The 17,956-nt window shown below is 64.2% G+C and carries 15 protein-coding genes; 9 read left to right on the forward strand and 6 right to left on the reverse strand.

Features of this window, described 5'->3' with window-relative positions:
• Nucleotides 1-229: 229 nt before the first annotated feature.
• On the reverse strand, nucleotides 230-1,246 hold the full coding sequence (locus AC1Q6C_RS14435; protein ID WP_058227947.1) for an iron-siderophore ABC transporter substrate-binding protein: 1,017 nt from the start codon (nucleotides 1,244-1,246) through the stop codon (nucleotides 230-232).
• Nucleotides 1,247-1,370: 124 nt separating this feature from the next.
• On the opposite strand from AC1Q6C_RS14435, the gene AC1Q6C_RS14440 reads away from it, so the two are divergent.
• Nucleotides 1,371-1,922, forward strand: a complete 552-nt coding sequence (locus AC1Q6C_RS14440; RefSeq protein WP_042920005.1) for a TetR/AcrR family transcriptional regulator — start codon at nucleotides 1,371-1,373, stop codon at nucleotides 1,920-1,922.
• A gap of 102 nt (nucleotides 1,923-2,024) precedes the next feature.
• The gene (locus AC1Q6C_RS14445) at nucleotides 2,025-3,596 is read left to right on the forward strand and encodes a GMC oxidoreductase (RefSeq protein ID WP_230359828.1); all 1,572 of its coding nucleotides are present in this window, start codon (nucleotides 2,025-2,027) and stop codon (nucleotides 3,594-3,596) included.
• A gap of 66 nt (nucleotides 3,597-3,662) precedes the next feature.
• Here AC1Q6C_RS14445 and AC1Q6C_RS14450 read toward each other — a convergent pair whose 3' ends face one another.
• The 5 genes from AC1Q6C_RS14450 to AC1Q6C_RS14470 form a co-directional block, all read right to left on the reverse strand.
• Complete coding sequence (locus AC1Q6C_RS14450) at nucleotides 3,663-5,768, reverse strand: 3-hydroxyacyl-CoA dehydrogenase NAD-binding domain-containing protein (protein WP_007732875.1); 2,106 nt, start codon at nucleotides 5,766-5,768, stop codon at nucleotides 3,663-3,665.
• On the reverse strand, nucleotides 5,769-6,989 hold the full coding sequence (locus tag AC1Q6C_RS14455; RefSeq protein WP_003942598.1) for a thiolase family protein: 1,221 nt from the start codon (nucleotides 6,987-6,989) through the stop codon (nucleotides 5,769-5,771).
• A 161-nt stretch (nucleotides 6,990-7,150) separates the two neighbouring features.
• The gene (locus AC1Q6C_RS14460) at nucleotides 7,151-8,440 is read right to left on the reverse strand and encodes an HRDC domain-containing protein (RefSeq protein WP_230359829.1); all 1,290 of its coding nucleotides are present in this window, start codon (nucleotides 8,438-8,440) and stop codon (nucleotides 7,151-7,153) included.
• A gap of 11 nt (nucleotides 8,441-8,451) precedes the next feature.
• Nucleotides 8,452-9,858, reverse strand: coding sequence for a WS/DGAT/MGAT family O-acyltransferase (locus tag AC1Q6C_RS14465; protein ID WP_003942594.1), 1,407 nt, complete (start codon nucleotides 9,856-9,858; stop codon nucleotides 8,452-8,454).
• A 60-nt stretch (nucleotides 9,859-9,918) separates the two neighbouring features.
• A complete protein-coding gene (locus tag AC1Q6C_RS14470) occupies nucleotides 9,919-10,509 on the reverse strand; it encodes a DUF3000 domain-containing protein (RefSeq protein WP_003942604.1) in 591 nt (196 codons plus the stop codon).
• 168 nt (nucleotides 10,510-10,677) lie between these two features.
• Between AC1Q6C_RS14470 and hemE the strand changes: the two genes are divergently transcribed.
• The 7 genes from hemE (at nucleotide 10,678) to AC1Q6C_RS14505 (ending at nucleotide 17,944) form a co-directional block, all read left to right on the forward strand.
• On the forward strand, nucleotides 10,678-11,775 hold the full coding sequence (hemE, locus tag AC1Q6C_RS14475; protein WP_003942625.1) for a uroporphyrinogen decarboxylase: 1,098 nt from the start codon (nucleotides 10,678-10,680) through the stop codon (nucleotides 11,773-11,775).
• Entirely contained in the window at nucleotides 11,772-13,133 is a 1,362-nt protein-coding gene (locus tag AC1Q6C_RS14480; protein ID WP_003942589.1) for a protoporphyrinogen oxidase, read from the forward strand. The genes hemE and AC1Q6C_RS14480 overlap by 4 nt, the downstream gene beginning before the upstream one ends.
• 4 nt (nucleotides 13,134-13,137) lie before the next feature.
• Nucleotides 13,138-13,833 carry a hydrogen peroxide-dependent heme synthase gene (gene hemQ, locus AC1Q6C_RS14485; RefSeq protein WP_003942644.1) on the forward strand — a complete coding sequence of 232 codons (696 nt, stop codon included), beginning with the start codon at nucleotides 13,138-13,140 and terminating at the stop codon, nucleotides 13,831-13,833.
• Nucleotides 13,834-13,887: 54 nt separating this feature from the next.
• Complete coding sequence (locus AC1Q6C_RS14490; protein WP_064112891.1) at nucleotides 13,888-16,164, forward strand: molybdopterin guanine dinucleotide-containing S/N-oxide reductase; 2,277 nt, start codon at nucleotides 13,888-13,890, stop codon at nucleotides 16,162-16,164.
• An 82-nt stretch (nucleotides 16,165-16,246) separates the two neighbouring features.
• Nucleotides 16,247-16,720, forward strand: coding sequence for a YbaB/EbfC family nucleoid-associated protein (locus AC1Q6C_RS14495; RefSeq protein ID WP_223304570.1), 474 nt, complete (start codon nucleotides 16,247-16,249; stop codon nucleotides 16,718-16,720).
• The gene (locus AC1Q6C_RS14500; protein WP_230359831.1) at nucleotides 16,713-17,024 is read left to right on the forward strand and encodes a hypothetical protein; all 312 of its coding nucleotides are present in this window, start codon (nucleotides 16,713-16,715) and stop codon (nucleotides 17,022-17,024) included. The genes AC1Q6C_RS14495 and AC1Q6C_RS14500 overlap by 8 nt, the downstream gene beginning before the upstream one ends.
• Complete coding sequence (locus tag AC1Q6C_RS14505; RefSeq protein WP_003942627.1) at nucleotides 17,024-17,944, forward strand: WXG100-like domain-containing protein; 921 nt, start codon at nucleotides 17,024-17,026, stop codon at nucleotides 17,942-17,944. The genes AC1Q6C_RS14500 and AC1Q6C_RS14505 overlap by 1 nt, the downstream gene beginning before the upstream one ends.
• Nucleotides 17,945-17,956 lie beyond the last annotated feature (12 nt).

The following is a 17,956-nucleotide window of genomic DNA, read 5'->3' on the forward strand; positions in this document are numbered from 1 at the left end:
GTCCATTCCCGCAGAGAATCAGCTTGACACAGTAATGTCGTATTGATTGCAGTTAGTATGCAAACAATATGGTAAGTGCAGGTGAGGGCGCTTTACTCGCCCGAGAGACGCTCGGCTTTTGCTGCGATGTCTTCGAGATCCTTCGCCATGAATTTCCGGGTCACCCGCCTCTCCGGCGAGCCGTTCGATACGGATCACGCCGGAGAGGGTTGTCGGGAAAATCTCGTTTCTAGGCCGAGGCGCGCTTTGCGGCTTCGCTCAACGTCGGTGTGATCTGGCCGAGGACCCACGGCGTGCTCAGGACGTTGACGTTGCTCAGTCCGCCGATGACCCGGGTGTCGCTGAGGAATGCGGTGGATCCACGCTTGACCGCGCCGAGTCCACCGACTGCGGGTATGCCGGACGGATCACCGGAGCCGTCGGTGAAGCCGACGATCACATCGGCGTCGATGTCGGCGATGTTCTCGTAGGAGATCGTCTTGAAGAACGATCCACCTGCATTGTCCGCGGCTAGCTTCTCGACGCCCGGTGCGTTGACGAACCCGAGTTCGGTCAGCACCTGGACCCGCGGATCAGTGGGCAGATAGACGTTGATGTTGCTCGAATCGGTGTCGAAGTTGACCACTGCCAATGTCTTTCCGGCGAACTCCGGGTGGGCTGTGGCGGTATCGGCGAGAGTCGCGTCGAGGCCGTCGACGAGCTTGTCGGCCTCTTCGCTCTTGCCGACTGCCTTGCCGACGATGCGGGTCTGGTCCTGCCAGGATGTCTGCCAGGCCGCGCCGGGGTAGGCGGCCGTCGGTGCGATCTTGCTCAGTTGGTTGTAGACGGATTCCTCGAAGCCCTCGTACGGCGCGAGGATGACGTCGGGGGTCAACGACGCGATGGACTCGATCGGCGGTTCTCCGCTGGCCGGCATGTCGAAGAGCGTTGTCTTGTCCGCGTCGAAGTAGTCCTGCGCCCAGGGCATGACGCCGTTGTCGTCCGCGCCGTAGGTGTACTTGGGCTGTCCGACCGGAGTCAGATCGAGTGCGTACAGGATGTCCTGCGCGTTCCATCCGAGGGTGACGAGGCGCTCGGGCTTCGAGTCGATGGTCGTGGTGCCGAAGGTGTTCTCGATGCTGACGGGGAATCCGTCCGTACCTTGGGATGGCGTGGATGTGCCTGAATCCGAGGAGCACGAGACAAGTGCGGTGACCGCGATTGCAGCCGCACCGAGGGCAGTGAAGCCCCGAACAGAAGTTTTCATGAAGGGCAGCCTAACCTAATAAATTTCGGCAGCCAAACGAAACCGATTGTGCCGTTTATGCAGGTGGGAGTCGGATCTGGACCGCGTTTCTCAGTGCACCGTTTCGGTGGGCAATACTTTCCTCGTGCGATCACAGCAGAAGATTCTCGGTGCCGCCCTCGGACTGATCGAAGGTGGCGGATTCGAGGCTGTGAACATTGCCGCAGTTGCCACCGCGGCCGGTGTCTCGCGCCAGACGGTGTACTCGATTTTCGGCACACGTGAAGAGGTCGTCTCCCAGGCGATGGGCGGTCTCGCTGTCGAGGTTCTCGGGGAGATCACGGCACAGGTGGAGTCGGTCGACACGGCGTGTGAATACGTCGTCGAATTCATCGTTGCCGCGCGAACTGCCGTGCGTGCTCACCCGGTGCTCGCGACTCTGCTCCTCGCCGAGCGGGGAAACCCTGTCTTCGATCTCGAAATGATGAGTCGAGCAATACCTTTCGCTGGTCAGATGCTCACCCCTATGGTCGAACGTGGCCTCGCCACCGAGGCGGAGTTGGATGAGATAGTGGAAATTGCCGTGCGACTGGGGCTTTCGGTTGTTGCATTCGACAGTGACCTCGTACATTCCGACGACTCCTTGCGGGCCTTTCTCTCGAGGTGGCTCGGGCCCGCAATCCGGTCGACCTCGTAGTTCCTTGCCTGCTCCGCCAAAACCTTGACACTCGAGCGTCAGAGTGTCTAGTTTTGGCGTGCCCGGAATTCTCTGGCGACATTCTTCGAGGGAGCACCAGTCATGTCCGGAGTGAAACGTAGATCGTTCTTGGCCGGTACGGCCGCCGTGGGAGTCGCGATGATGGCGCCACGCACTGCCAGGGCTGCAACAGGGATTCCGCTGACCCGTGAAGTGCACCGTGTCGTGGTTATCGGATCGGGGTTCGGCGGCGGGGTGACGGCACTTCGCCTGGCCGAGGCGGGGGTTCCGGTCACTTTGCTGGAGAGAGGGATTCGGTGGCAGACCGGGCCGAATGCCGAAACTTTCCCGCACCCCGCCAGCCCGGACAAGCGCATCCTCTGGCATCAGTCCAACCCGACTCTGTTCGGCAGGCCGGCGATCTTCGAGCCATACGCGGGGTTGTTGGAGACGGTGACCGGTGAGAACATGACCGCGATCTGCGCAGCCGGTGTGGGCGGCGGATCGCTTGTGTACCAAGGGATGACGCTGCAACCGGAAGAAGCGGTCTTCAACACGCACTTTCCGGAGGAGCTCGATTACGCACGAATGGACCGCGTCCATTACCCGCGGGTGGCGCGGATGCTGCAAGTGGAAACTGCACCAGACGAACTGATTTCCAGCCCGAACTACGAGGCGGCACGTGTATTCGCGCGTAACGCAACGCGTTCCGGTCTACCCGTGTCGAAGATTCCGATGCCGATCGACTGGAACTTCGCGTTGGCCGAACTGAGGGGTGAGATGAAGCCGTCTTACACCAACGGTGACGGCGCGCTCGGTGTCAACAACGGTGGCAAGCATTCGGTGGATGTCACCTACATTGCGGCTGCGGAAGCGACCGGATTGGTGAATGTGGAGACTCTGCACCAGGTCACCGATGTCGAGCGGGCTGCCGACGGACGGTGGCGCGTGTACGTGGACCGGACCGACATTTCCGGCAAGATTCTCGAGAACAAGATCTTGACGACGGATGCGCTCGTCATGGCTGCCGGCAGCATGAACACCACCAAACTCCTGGTCCGCGCCGCGGCAACGGGGCGGATCAGGGATCTACCGGACGAGCTCGGCGCAGGGTGGGGGACCAATGCCGATCGGATCTACATCTGGTCGGATCTCGCCGAGAACTTCGGTGCGACGCAGGGCGGGCCGGTCGTCTACGGCAGCCGGAACTGGGACGACCCGCATAATGCGTTCACCGTCATTCAGGCGTCGTTCCCGCCCGTTGCGTTCGACGCTCACAGCACGGTGATGGTCGGATTCGGTGTGAGCGACGACCGAGGTCGGTTCGTGTACGACTCGGCGCGGGGTGAGGCGGTGCTCCGTTGGCCGAAGGACGGGGATTCGGCGATCCAGCAAGGCCACATCGGGCCGGCCGCCCACCGGATCGCGGCAGGAGGACTGCTCACCGACACGAACGCGATACTGCCCTCCACGTGGCATCCCCTCGGCGGTGCCTGCATGAACTCGGTGTGCGATCTTGATGGGCGGGTTCTGGGCCAGCGGGGGTTGTACGTGCTCGACGGCGCTCTGCTGCCGGGAAACTCCGCTGCGTGCAATCCGTCGATGACCATCGCCGCCGTCGCGGAGCGTGCGCTCGAGAACATCGTGAAAGACGATGTGGGAACCCTATTCTGAACCTGCGCAAACGCCACGGACGGCGTACCCGAGGGCACGCCGTCCGTGACGGGTCGATCGACTGACTCAGACGCTGGCAACACCGGGCGCGAGGAAGCGCTTGCCGTTGACGGCCTCGGAGGTACCGGTCCGGTCCAGGTACGGCGTGATGCCGCCGTTCCAGAATCCGAATCCGCCGCCGAGCAGCAGGCAGAGGTCGATGTCCTCGGCTGCCGCTACGACGCCCTCGTCGAGCATGATCTGAATTTCCTCGGCAAATGCACGACGTGTGCGCTCGAGGACCTCTTCCGAAGTTGACACCTTGTCACCCTGCGGCCACAGTGCGGCGACCTCGGGGTCTACGGCCTGACCGTTCTCGCCCCAGGTCCACACGCCGGGTTTGCGGGCCTCGACGAGTGCTTCGAGTCCGGGTGAGCTCTTGAACCGGTCCGGGTACGACTCCTGCAGGGTCTCACCGGTGTGCAGTGCCACTGCGGGTCCGACGAGGGCCAGCAAGGTGAACGGCGACATGGGCATGCCGAGTTCGGCGATGGCATTGTCTGCGACGTCGAAGGGGGTGCCTTCGTCGACGGCGGACATGACCTCACCCAAGGTGCGGGTGACGAGGCGGTTGAAGACGAAGCCGGCTTTGTCGCCGCAGAGGACGGCGGACTTCTTCAGCGACTTCGCGGTGGCGAAAGCCGTTGCGAGAGTGGCATCATCGGTCTTGCTGCCCTTGATGATCTCGAGGAGGGGAAGAACGGCCACCGGGTTGAAGAAGTGGAAGCCGACCACACGCTCGGGATGCTCGAGGCCGGACGCCATTTCCGTGATGGAGAGCGAAGAGGTGTTGGTGGCGAGGATGGTTTCGGGAGCAATGAACTGCTCGAGTTCCGCGAAGACCTTCTTCTTGACGTCCATGTTCTCGAAGACGGCTTCGATGACGAAGTCGGTCTTGGCGAACGCGGCCTTGTCGAGGGAGCCGGAGACGAGCGCCTTGAGGCGGTTCGCAGCGTCGGGGGACAGGCGTCCCTTGCCCTGGAGCTTCTCGATCTCGGTGTGGACGTAGCCGACACCCTTGTCGATGCGTTCCTGGTCGATGTCGGTCAGGATGACCGGCACCTTGAGCTGGCGGACGAAGAGCAGCGCGAGCTGGCTGGCCATGAGGCCGGCGCCGACGATGCCGACGCCGCTGACCTTACGAGCGAGCGAGCGGTCGGGTGCTCCGGCGGGACGCTTGGCGCGCTTGTTCACCAGATCGAAGGCGTACAGACCAGCCCGGAGCTCGTCCGTCAGCAGAAGATCGGCAAGAGCCTCGTCCTCGGCCGCGAAGCCCTTGTCGAGCGAGGCGGCATCGGTGATGTCGGTGCTGCGAGCCAGTTCGAGCAACTCGACGGCCTTGACGGCGCCGGGAGCGTTGCCCTTGGTCTTGCCGTCGACGATCGCCTTCGCACGAGCAATCGCGTCGTCCCAGCCCTGGCCACGATCGATCTCGGGGCGAGCGGGGGTCACTGTGCCGGCGAGGACCTGCGACGCCCAGGCGAGGGACTGCTCGATGAAGTCGGCAGAGTCGAGAACGACGTCGACGACGCCGAGTTCGAGTGCCTTCTTGGGGGAGAGCACCTTGTTCTGGTTCAGCGAGTTCTCGATAACCACGGTGACGGCGTTCGACGGGCCGACGAGGTTGGGGAGCAACTGCGTTCCGCCCCAACCGGGGACCAGACCGAGGAATGCTTCCGGAAGACCCAGTGCGCCCGCATTGGCGGCAACCGTGCGGTAGTGGCTGTGCAGTCCGACCTCGAGGCCGCCGCCCAGAGCGACACCGTTGATGAAGGCGAACGTGGGAACGGACGACTCACGCAGGCGTCGGAACACCTTGTGGCCCAAGCGGCCCAGCTCGAGTCCCTGCTCACGAGAGGTGATCGCGGGAACACCCTTGAGGTCCGCGCCGGCGGCGAAGATGAACGGCTTGCCGGTGACGGCGATGGCAACCGGGTTGGCGGCAAAGGCTTCGTCGAGGGCGGCGTCGAATGCTGCGAGTCCGCCGGGACCGAAGGACGACGGCTTGGTGTGGTCGAAGCCGTTGTCGAGGGTGATCAGTGCAAACGGGCCCTCGATGCCGGGGACCGAGATGATCTTCGTGTAGGCGTTCGTCACGACCTCGTCGGCGAATGCTGTTGCAATATCAGACATTTAGTTGACTCCTGCCTGGTAGTCAGCGTGGTTCGGGTTCTCCCAGATGACGGTGCCGCCCATGCCGAGGCCGATGCACATGGTGGTCAAGCCGTAGCGCACGTCGGGGCGTGTCGCGAACTGGCGGGAGAGCTGCGTCATCAGGCGAACGCCCGAGGAAGCGAGGGGGTGGCCACACGCGATGGCGCCGCCCCACTGGTTGACGCGCGGGTCGTCGTCGGCGATTCCGTAGTGCTCGAGGAACGCGAGGACCTGAACGGCGAACGCCTCGTTGATCTCGAAGAGTCCGATGTCCTCGATCTTGAGGCCGGTGCGTGCCAGCAGCTTCTCGGTGGCGGGAACCGGGCCGATGCCCATGACGGCGGGGTCGACGCCCTGGTAGGCGAAGCCCACCATGCGCATGCCGACCGGCAGGCCGAGCTCGGCTGCGGTGTCCTCACCGGCGAGCAGTGCTGCGGTGGCACCGTCGTTGAGTCCGGCTGCGTTACCGGCGGTGATGCGTCCGGCCGGGCGGAACGGCGTCTTGAGCTTCGCGAGATCTTCGACGGTGGTTCCGGGGCGCGGCGGCTCGTCTTCGGTGGCCAGACCCCAGCCCGCGGAACTGCGGGTGGCGACGGGGACCAGGGTGTCGGCGATGAAGCCGGCCTTCTTGGCAGCGTCGTACTTGTTCTGGCTGTTGACGGCGTAGGCGTCCGTGCGGTCCTTGGTGATGGTCGGGAACCGGTCGTGCAGGTTCTCGGCGGTGTTACCCATCACGAGGGCGCTCGGGTCGACCAGGCGGTCGGCGAGGAAACGCGGGTTGGGGTCTGCGCCCTCACCCATCGGGTGGTGACCCATGTGCTCGACGCCACCGGCGATCACGACGTCGTACTGGCCGAAGCCGATGCCCGACGCGGTCGTGGTGACGGCGGTCATCGCGCCGGCACACATGCGGTCGATGGCGAATCCTGGAACGGTTTCGGGGAGACCGGCGAGGATCGCAGCGGTGCGGCCGATGGTCAGGCCCTGGTCGCCGGTCTGCGTGGTGGCTGCAACGGCAACTTCGTCGATCCGTGCGGGATCGAGCTGCGGGTTGCGGCGAAGCAGCTCACGAATCGCCTTGACGACGAGATCGTCTGCGCGCGTGTCGGCGTACATGCCTTTCGGGCCGGCCTTGCCGAACGGGGTGCGAATGCCGTCGACGAAGACGACGTTGCGTTGGTTGTTTGTGGATGGAGCCACGCGAATTCCTCCTGATGGAGCTGCCCACCGCACCGAAGGGCGGTGAGACGTTGGTTCGGCGATCACGGCCAGGCGTCCGGCCTCGTATCGAGCGTACTACTGCCCATTACTGACCGGTAACTTAACGTGCCGAATTGCTCCAACCTCACACCGGGGTCAGGTCAGGATTCCGGCTCTTCCACTTCGGGCTCGGCCGGGACCACGGAGTTCAGTGCCTCGGCGAGGACGGGAACGGTCAAAGTGCGTTGCCAGCCACGTGCGCCACCGGAAGTGAGCTTGGTCTCGATCGCAGTCTCGACTTCGGCGATGTCCGAGTCGGGTTCCAGTTTCCAGTCCCAGCACAGGCGCCTGACCAGGTCGGGTTGGAGCAGATTCTCCACGGGCACCGAAACCTCTTTGCTCAGGTCCGACAGTGCTGCGCGCGCCGCGGTCAACCGATCAGCCGCCGCTGGATCCTGGCGGGCCCAGCGACCGGCAGCGGGCGGCCCGACGATGGGCGGGGTTTTCGGCGGAAGCTCGCTGTCGGGGAGCTTGCGCGCGGCTTCCAGTGCATCCATCCAGATACGCGAATAACGGCGTTGACGTGGTCCGCCGAAGACGGGAAGCGAGCGGAGCGCGTCCAACGACCGAGGATCTTTGAGAGCGGCATCGATGATCGCGGAGTCAGGAAGAACCCGACTCGGAGACACGTCGCGCTTGCGTGCGAGATCCTCGCGCGCCTGCCACAGCGCCCGTACCGCCGCCAACTGACGGGTGGTCTTGAGTGAGGTGATGTGCGACGTACGACGCCAGCGGTCCGGTTTGGGCTTGGGCGGGCCGGCCAGACGGATGTACTCGAACTCTTCCTTCGCCCACTCGAGCTTGCCTTGGGATTCGAGTTCGGCTTCCATTGCGTCGCGCAGTTCGAGAAGCACTTCGACGTCGAGGGCGGCGTAGTTCAACCAGGCGTCCGGCAGCGGACGTGTCGACCAGTCCGCAGCCCCGTGACCCTTGCGAAGTTCCACTCGCAGGGTTCGTTCCACGATCGCGGCGAGTCCGACTCGCTCGAACCCGGCCAGTCGTCCGGCCAGTTCGGTGTCGAACAGCTCGGCCGGCGTCAGGCTCAGTTCGGCGAGGCCGGGGAGATCCTGATCGGCAGAGTGCAGCACCCATTGCAACGGGTTGATCACCTCGGCCAACGGCTGCAGGTCTTGCGCTGTCGGAATCGGGTCGAGCAGGAACGATCCTGCTCCTTCGCGTCGAAGCTGGATCAGGTACGCCCGTGCCGAATAGCGGAATCCGGATGCGCGCTCGGCGTCCACGGCGAGCGGGCCGTGGCCGGAGGCCAGCGCGGCCGCGGCGTCGGTGACACCGGCGGCAGTGGTGATGACGTCCGGAACTCCGTCACGCGGAACGAGCAGCGGAACTACGTCGGAGGTGGGCTCGGTTGCATCATCGGTGACTTCGGACATGGTCACTGACTCTACGTCGCAGTCGGGGCCGGGGTTGTCACCTCAGCGTCGAACAGTTCGTCGAGTGCGGCTCCGAAACCTTGCGCGAGCTGGTCCAATTCGGGGGCCAGATCGGAGCAACTGACGATGCCGACGTCGAGTTTTCCGTCGAGAGACATCACAGTCACGTTGAGACCTGCTCCGTGAAAGATCGGGCCGAGCGGGAACATTCCCTTGATCTGGGCACCGAGGAAGTAGAGCGGCACCGGCGGTCCAGGCACATTCGACACGACCAGGTTGGACACGACGGGGTGACGCTCGGCGAGTTTGAGCGACGAGTACACGCGCATGGCGGCGCCGAACACCGCCGGCGAAGCGAACTGCGACCAGTCCTGGAGCATGTTCGCGCCCAGAGCCTCGTTGTGGTTCTTCGAGGTGGCGTTGTAATCGCTGATCGCGTGCAGGCGTTCGACCGGATCGGCGATCTGGGTGCCGAGTTGCGTGAACATGCCCGAGATCTGGTTCGTGCCCGGACGATCGGATTTGCCGTGGACCGACACCGGCACCATGGCGACGAGGGAGTCCTCCGGCAGTTCGTCCCGGTCCTCCAGATACTTACGCAGTGCCCCGGCGCAGAGCGCGAGAACCACGTCGTTGACCTTGACGCCGTGACGGTCCTTGACGGCTTTGACCTTCGCGAGATCGAGTTGGCTGAACGCGACGTTGCGGTGACCGGTGATCGCGCCGTTGAACGAGGTCCGCGGCGCGGTGAACGGAGCAGGCATCGCTTCACCCTTTCGCGCACGCGTCACCCACTTCGGGAGCATGGCGATTCCGCCCGGGACCAGACGGGCAATTCTTGCGGGCCGGGCGATGACGGCCATGAGTCCGCCGATCGCGATGTCCAGCGTTCCCGCGTCGCCCGCACCCTGTGCTGTGGGATCCACGAGCGCCGGTGAATCCGGTTCGAGACTGCACAGCTGAGCCAGGATGTTCGCGCCGGTGACACCGTCGGCAGCGCTGTGATGGATCTTCGACATGACGGCGATCTGTCCGTCGGCAAGTCCCTCGATGACCCACATCTCCCACAGCGGTCGGGAACGATCCAGCGGTTGGCTCGCGATGTGTCCGGCGAGCTCTGCCAGTTCCGCGTGTGTGCCGGGAGCAGGTACCGCGGTCCGATGGCAGTGCCGCTCGATGTCGAAATCGTGATCGTCGACCCACACGGGGTAGTCGAGATTGAGACGGGAATCTTTGAGTTTGCGCCGGAAGGTCGGCATGGTGGCCATTCGCGAGTCCAACTCGCGAAGCAGCTTCCGGTAGTCGTAGCCGCCCGGGATGGTCGTGGGGTCGAGCAGGACAAGTCCACAAACGTGCAATAGCTGGGTCGGTGTTTCCAAGTAGAGGAAGGTCGCGTCGAGTCCGCTGAGACGTTGCATGACTCATTCTAGAACAGGTTCTAGTATTTTTCCGGGGGAATGCTCAAACGAGTGACAGAGTCAGTCGTTCTGCCGCGACAGCGTGGTTATCCCGGCAGGCGGAAGCCCCGCCGCGTACGCGAGAACCTCGCAGAAAGCCTCGACGTGGTGAGCCAATTCGGACGAAGTTGCAGTCCAGGACGCTCGCAACTCCAGTTGATGGGCTCGCGGAGGCCCGGCGATGTCGCCGTACCGCACGGAAGTTGTAGCTGTGACCGTACCGCCCAGGGCCACAAAAGGTTCCGGTCCGGCCTCCAAAGCGTCCACCAGCCAACTCCAGGCTACTTCGGGAAGTAGTGGATCCGCGGCGACGGCTTCGTCGAGATCGGCCTGGATGTACGCCACCAACCGCATGGTGCCGTTCCACGCCTCGTCGCCGTCCGGATCGAACAACAGGATCAGGCGGCCGAAAGCGTCACCTTCGGACTGCTCGGCCACGACGTCGGAGTCCGGGTGGAGAACCTCGGCCCCCACCGCGTGGCTGTACGGAGCGAGGCGCTGCGGCGGGCGGATGGGACCGACCTCTATCTCGGGCCGAACCCGCGCAGCGGTCATCGCCTCCACGGCGGCACGGAACTCGGCCGGGTCGGCTGTCGATCCGGATGTCGTCACAGGTCAGGACGTTAGTCGGGGATGCGGGCGGGGAGGTGGAGGCGCGCCGACCGAGTGTGGCTCGGGTGTGTGGCCGCTCACGAACCGCTCGGGTGTCCGATCCCGAGTGTGGGACGTGGCAGCATTGAGTCGATCGAAGACACACGTTGGCGGAGAGCGCGAGGACAGATGAGCGGGTTGGACAACATGAATTCAGGCATTACCGGGTCGGCGGAATACAGCGCTCGGCGAGTCTTGCCCGACGCACCGTTGCTTGCCGCGGCGACCGGACGCACTCCGAGTCGACGGCCGGTGTGGTTCATGCGTCAGGCCGGGCGTTCGTTGCCGGAGTACCGCGAGATCCGCGCCGGGATCGGCATGTTGGAATCTTGTTTCGATCCGGCGCTGGTCTGTGAGATCACGATGCAGCCGGTGCGCCGTCACGACGTGGACGCGGCAATCCTGTTCTCGGACATCGTCGTTCCACTCAAAGCCGCGGGAATTGATCTCGACATCGTTGCCGGCGTCGGACCGGTGGTCGCCAATCCGATTCGCTCCATCGCCGACGTTGCAGCACTCCCGCGACTGGTTCCCGAAGAGGTAGGCGCAATCGCGCAGGCCGTTCGGCTTCTCACCACCGAGTTGGGCTCCACGCCGCTGATCGGCTTTGCCGGAGCGCCGTTCACTCTGGCGTCGTATCTGGTCGAAGGTGGTCCGAGCCGGAACCACGAGAAGACCAAAGCGCTCATGCACTCCGATCCGAAGACCTGGCACGCGTTGCTCGGAAGTTTGGCCGACACCACGATCTGCTTCCTGCAGGCGCAGCTCAAGGCGGGCGTCGACGCGGTCCAGCTGTTCGACTCGTGGGCCGGCGCGCTCTCGCTGGCCGATTATCGGGAATTTGTCCTGCCGCATTCCGAGCGAGTGTTCGCCGAGGTTGCCGCTGCCGGCGTCCCGCGTATCCACTTCGGTGTCGGCACCGGTGAACTTCTCGGCGCGATGGGGGAGGCAGGCGCCGACGTCGTGGGTGTCGACTGGCGGATTCCGCTCGACGTCGCGGCTGGTCGTGTCGGTCCGGGTAAGGCGCTGCAGGGCAACCTCGATCCCGCCGTACTGTTCGCGGGCCCCGAGGTGATCGATCGTGAGGTGCGCCGGATCGCCGCCGAAGGGGACCGCGCGATCGAGGCCGGTGCCATCGGCCACATCTTCAACCTCGGCCACGGAGTTCTTCCCGACACCGATCCCACGGCGATCACCGCGGCGGTGGAGCTGGTGCACTCGCTGTGACGACCAATCGGCCGTCGGTCGCGGTGATCGGAGGAGGAATCTCCGGTCTGGTTGCCGCGTACCGGCTTCGGCGCAGTCTGGGCTCCGAAGCGGACATCACGATCGTCGACGACTCACCGCGGCTGGGCGGGAAGCTGCGAACGATTGATCTGGGCGGTGGCCCGATCGACATCGGTGCCGAGGCTTTCATCGCCCGTCGGCCGGAAGTTCCTGCGCTTCTCGCCGAGCTGGGACTGACCGATCAGATCGTCTATCCCGCGGGCCTGAGTCCGTTGATCTGGTCTCAGGGCTCACTGAATCGGTTGCCGACCGGAACCCTGATGGGAATCCCGGCTTCGGCGGAGTCGGTTCGAGATCTTGTCGACGAGCAGACCCTGGCGCGCATAGCGGCCGAGGCCGGCGTCCCGCTGGAGTGGACCCGCGGTTCCGATTGCAGTGTTGCCGAACTGGTTTCGCAGCGATTCGGTGATCAGGTGGTCAGCCGATCGGTGGATCCGCTTCTCGGTGGGGTGTACTCGGGGCTGGCGGAGACCATCGGCGTGCGTGCAGCTTTGCCGACACTCGCTGCGGCCCTCGATGCGGGCTCTCGGAGCCTCACGGATGCAGTCGCAGCCGCATTGCCGACGCCTGCACCGGGGCCGGTGTTCGGAGCGCTCAGAGACGGGTACGGCATCCTGCTCGATGCGCTGCAGCAGGCCGCCGACGCGACCTTCGTCCGTGGCGAGGCTTCTGGGTTGCGCAGCGACGGGGCTGGTTGGAACGTCGATCCGCTCGGAAGCGTCGACGCGGTGATTCTGGCCGTCCCGGCGCCGCGCGCGGCGGCGCTGTTGGCCGGAGTCGATGCGGATGTTGCGAGTACCGTCGCTCGGATCGAACTGGCGTCGTCCGCGGTGGTGGCGCTCCGGTTGTCCGGGCAGGTCGAACTTCCGCAGAATTCAGGGATCCTGGTAGCCACCGACGCCGACCTGACCGCCAAGGCGTTCACGCTGTCGAGCCGAAAGTGGACACACCTCGCTGATCGCGGTGAGCACCTCGTTCGGGTGTCGTTCGGTCGATTCGGTGCATCGGAGATCGTCGACCGGCCGGATGGTGAGTTGATCGACTTCGCGCGCGCCGATCTCGAGACCGTGACCGGAATCACCGAGGAGCCAGGCGCGACCTTCGTACAGCGGTGGCACGGAGGTCTTCCCCAATACGCCCCAGGTCACACGGAAATCGTGGCTGAAATCGAGTCCGGGATGACGCAGTTCGACGGCCTCGCCCTGGCCGGGTCGTGGCTGCACGGCGTCGGGGTTCCGGCGTGTGTCGCAGTCGGCACGACGGCGGCTACACGGATATTCGAGCGAGTGGCACGATAGACCCATGGCACGCCTTGATTTCGACAAACTGAACTCTGAAATCCGTTACCTCATGTTCTCCGTGTTCCAGGTGGAACCCGGTGTGCTGGGCGATGATCGGGAAGCTGCGGTCAAGGACGCCCGCTTGTTCTTCGAGGGTCTCGAAGACAAGGGCGTCGTGGTTCGCGGGATCTACGACGTCGCCGGCCTGCGCGCCGACGCGGACTTCATGATCTGGACCCACGCGGCCACCATCGAGGAACTGCAGGCCGCGTACGCGGATTTCCGTCGCACCACCGTCCTCGGACAGGCCAGTGCTCCCATCTGGAGCAACTCGGCGGTGCACCGCCCCGCGGAGTTCAACAAGAGCCACGTGCCCTCGTTCATCGCGGGTGAGGATCCGGGCGACTACATCTGCGTCTACCCGTTCGTCCGCTCGTACGAGTGGTACCTGCTCCCCGACGAGGAGCGTCGCAAGATGCTCGCCGATCACGGTATGGCTGCTCGTTCGTACAAGGACGTTCGCGCCAACACGGTCCCGGCCTTCGCCCTGGGGGACTACGAGTGGATTCTCGCGTTCGAAGCACCCGAGCTCATTCGTATCGTCGATCTGATGCGCGATCTACGTGCCACCGAAGCTCGCTTGCACGTTCGCGAAGAGGTGCCGTTCTTCACCGGCCCGCGCGTGGACATCGAGAAGCTGGTCCTTTCCCTTCCCTGATCTGCTTCGAAAGTAGTTTCTGTGACAACTGCACCGAACCGGCGTCGTCAACACATGTCCCATTGGGGAATGTTCACCGCCGAATCGGTCGCCGGCGAGGTGACCGCCGTGCATCCGTACGAGGGTGATGCGAATCCTTCGCCGATGCTCGGGAACCTCGCCGGTTCGGTGCGCAGTCGGGCTCGTGTTTCGGGCCCGGCGGTGCGTCGGGGTTGGCTCGAGAACGGGCCGGGTCCCAGCGACCGACGTGGAGCCGACGAATTCGTCTCGGTCTCCTGGGACGAACTGACCGAACTCCTCTCGCGTGAACTGCGTCGCGTGGTCGACGCGCACGGAAACAACGCGATCTTCGGCGGCTCGTACGGCTGGGCCAGCGCCGGCCGATTCCATCACGCGCAGAGCCAAGTTCACCGATTTCTGAATCAGCTGGGTGGATACACCAAGTCAGTTCACAGCTACTCGCTCGGTGCCACCGGCGTCATCATGCCGCGTGTGGTCGGAACGCACTGGAAGTTGTTCGCGCGCTCCACGTCGTGGGACGTCATCGCGAAGCACTCCGATCTCCTCGTCTCGTTCGGAGGAGTGCCGATCAAGAACACCGGAGTCAATGCCGGTGGTACGAGCGATCATCCGACGCGCGGGGCGCTCGACGCGTTTCGTGCCCGCGGCGGAAAGATCGTCTCCTTCAGTCCGTTGCGTGACGACGTCGAGGGTGACTGCGAGTGGATCGCACCCGTTCCGGGAACCGACGTTGCAATCATGCTTGCCCTGGCGTTTGTCCTGGCGTCGGAGGACCTGCACGATCGCGATTTCCTGGGCCGTTTCTGCGTCGGTTACGAACGCTTCGAGGACTACCTGCTCGGACGTTCCGACGGTGTACCGAAGGATCCGCGCTGGGCGCAGAAGATCTCCGGTGTGTCGGCGGAGTTCATCACCGACCTGGCTCGGAGAATGGCGTCTGGCCGGACGCTGGTGACCGTCACGTGGTCGTTGCAACGCATCAAACACGGTGAACAGGCACCGTGGATGGGCGTGACACTCGCAGCGATGCTCGGCCAATTCGGGCTTCCGGGTGGAGGTTTCGGGCACGGCTACGGTTCGATGAACGAGCCGGGTCTGGCTCCGGTGCCGTATCCCTTGCCGACCTTCTCGCAAGGTGTGAATCCGGTGTCGGATTTCATTCCGGTAGCCGCGATTTCCGACCTGCTGCTTTCGCCCGGGGAGGAGTTCGATTACGACGGCCGGCGCTTGACCTATCCCGACATCCGGTTGGTCTATTGGGCCGGTGGCAATCCGTTTCACCACCATCAGGATCTCCCGAGGCTGCGACGGGCATTTGCGCGTCCGGACACGATCGTCGTTCACGATCCGTACTGGACGCCGATGGCCCGCAACGCCGACATCGTTGTCCCGTCGACCACCTCGCTCGAACGAAATGACCTGAGCTGCACTCGAAACGACCCGCTTCTGGTCGCGATGCAGCAGGTCGTTCCACCTTTCGAGAACTCGCGTGACGACTACGACACGTTTGCCGCTCTCGCTTCTGCGCTCGGATTCGGGGAACAGTTCACCGAGGGGCGATCCTCACAGGAGTGGATCGAGCATCTCTACGGTCAATGGCGGCCGTTCGTCGATGCAGACGGCGGCAACACACCGACGTTCGAGGACTTCTGGGCAGAAGGGCACTACCGGATGCGAACCGAAGACAACCTCGTGCTCTTCGGTGACTTCCGTGAGAATCCCGAGAAATATCCGCTCTCGACTCCGAGTGGGAAGATCGAGATCTTCTCCGAGACCATCGAGTCCTTCGGCTACGACGACTGCGCCGGCCATCCGCGCTGGTACGAGCCCGACGAGTGGCTGGGTGGACCGCGAGCCTCGCAATTCCCGCTTCACTTGATCGCCAATCAGCCCAAGACGCGTCTGCACAGCCAACTCGATCACGGCGCTGCGAGCCAGGCGTCGAAGATTCAGGGACGCGAGCCGATTCGTATGCACCCCGATGCAGCGGCCGCGCGCGGCGTCTCGGCAGGAGACGTGGTGCGGGTGTTCAACGATCGCGGAGCGTGCCTTGCTGGTGTGATCGTCGACTCGGACTTGCGGAGCGACGTCGTCCAACTTTCCACCGGTGCCTGGTACGACCCGCTCGATCCTGCCGATCCCGACTCTCTGTGTGTGCACGGCAATCCCAACGTTCTGACACCGGACGTCGGCACGTCGTCACTCTCGCACGGGTGCACCGGCCAGCACGTTCTGGTGCAGATCGAGAAATTCGACGGGGCCCTGCCGCCGGTCAAGGCATTCGATCCGCCCGTGCTTCGTTCACGCTGACGGAACCGATCGGCCACCTCTCGCGTCGAACCTCGTGAGCGCCTGAATCAGGTGTCACGATCTATCGAAGGTGGGGGCCATCGTGAGTGCAGCGGATGTTGGTTCGATGCGGGGGCAAGTCGAAGTACTTCGGGCTCAGATCGATTCGATGCAGCACGTTCTGTTGGAGCGGACTCGATCGCTGGCGGACTTGCAGGAGAGGATCGCTCGAGCGACGGCGAGCGCGCGTTCGAGTGACGGCAGCGTGGAAATCGTCGTCGACGCCTCGGGGGCGGTGGTGGGAGTCGATCTCTCGGGGAGTTCTTACGCCAAGCATTCGCCGGCAGCGTTGGGGAATCTGATCCTGGCTACGGCCGCGTCTGCGGCAGAAGACATACGCCGACAGGTTGCCGAGATGACGAAGCCGCTCACGGAGGCGGCCGGAATCGACTTGCCGGATCTGGTTCCGGGCGTGCTCGGATTGCGCGAGATTCTCGAACCTCGTCCGAGCTCCACACCGGCTTCCTGCGACGAGAACTGGGACCGCACCGTTCTGAGGAGCTCCGGCAATGTCTGAACTGGGCGTGAATGTGGCCGCGATGAAAAGTGCTGCACCAGCCTTCGCGGTGGTCGCTGCCGATCTCGACGAGGCGCGGAGCGCTCTCGACGCAGTGGTCGCCGCCGAAGAGGGTTGCTGGGGCACTGACCAGTTCGGATCCGCATTCTCAGGCGCATATGTTCCCGGTGCGGAGTCAGCAGTCGGTGGGATGACACTGGTCGCGGGCGCGCTCCGCGAATTGACCGCCACGCTGATCAAGATCACCGATCGTTTCGAATCGATCGACACCTCGCTTGCCGACGACATGGCGGGTGGGCTCTGATGGGACTCGAGATTCCCGGCTGGTTACAGGCGGTTGCGTCGGTCGCGGTGGGCAGTGACTGGCCGCAAGGAGACGAAACGGCACTGTGGAGGTTGGGTGATGCCTGGTCAGGTGCGGCCGATCGGATCGAGGCTTCGGCCGCTGCCGGTGGTTACGGATTGCAGGCAGTACTGGCATCGATCGACGGTCGAGCCGGCGACTCGTTGTCTCGGTATTGGTCCGAGGCCGGGGGAGTTGCGGAGGTCTTCGAGCGGTTGTCCTCTGCCGCGGCCGAACTGGGTCAGTCATGCACCGATACCGGCACGGACATCGAGTACACCAAACTGTCGATCCTCGCGGCGCTGGGCGCACTGGCGCTCGAGATTGCCGCCATGGTGGCGGCTGCTGTCCCGACACTGGGTGTCAGTACCGCCGGGGTCGTGGCGGCTGAGGTCGCAACAACACTCACGGTCCGAATGTTGTTGCAGCAATTGTTGATACGAGTGATCGAGGCTGCGGCAGTGGAAGCTGCCGCTGCCGTCTTCTCCGGCCTCGCCATTCAACTCGGGCAGATGACGATGGATCATCGCCAGTCGATCGACGGTGGCAAGGTCGTGACCGAGGGGCGCGACGGTTTCATCAAGGGACTTGCGAACGGAGGGTTGAAGACGACGCCGGATCGTGTCGGCCCTGACCCGAACCCGCTCCCGACCGGTTCGAGAGTGCAGGAGATCGCGCGGGGCGCCTTCGACGACGCGGTGTCGGGAGCGTCCGCTGCGATCGTGACGAAGGAAGTCACGGGCGGCGACGCCTCGTTGACTGACATCACTTCCGGCGCGATCGGTGGCGGGATCGGTTCCGTCAAAGACGGACTTGTCGCTCGCAACGAGGACCTGAATGCGGCCGGTCTGAGCCCGACTGCGCTGAACTGGGACTTCTGAGTGGAAAGTCTC

The sequence above is a fragment of the Rhodococcus sp. MT28 genome (assembly GCF_058792695.1).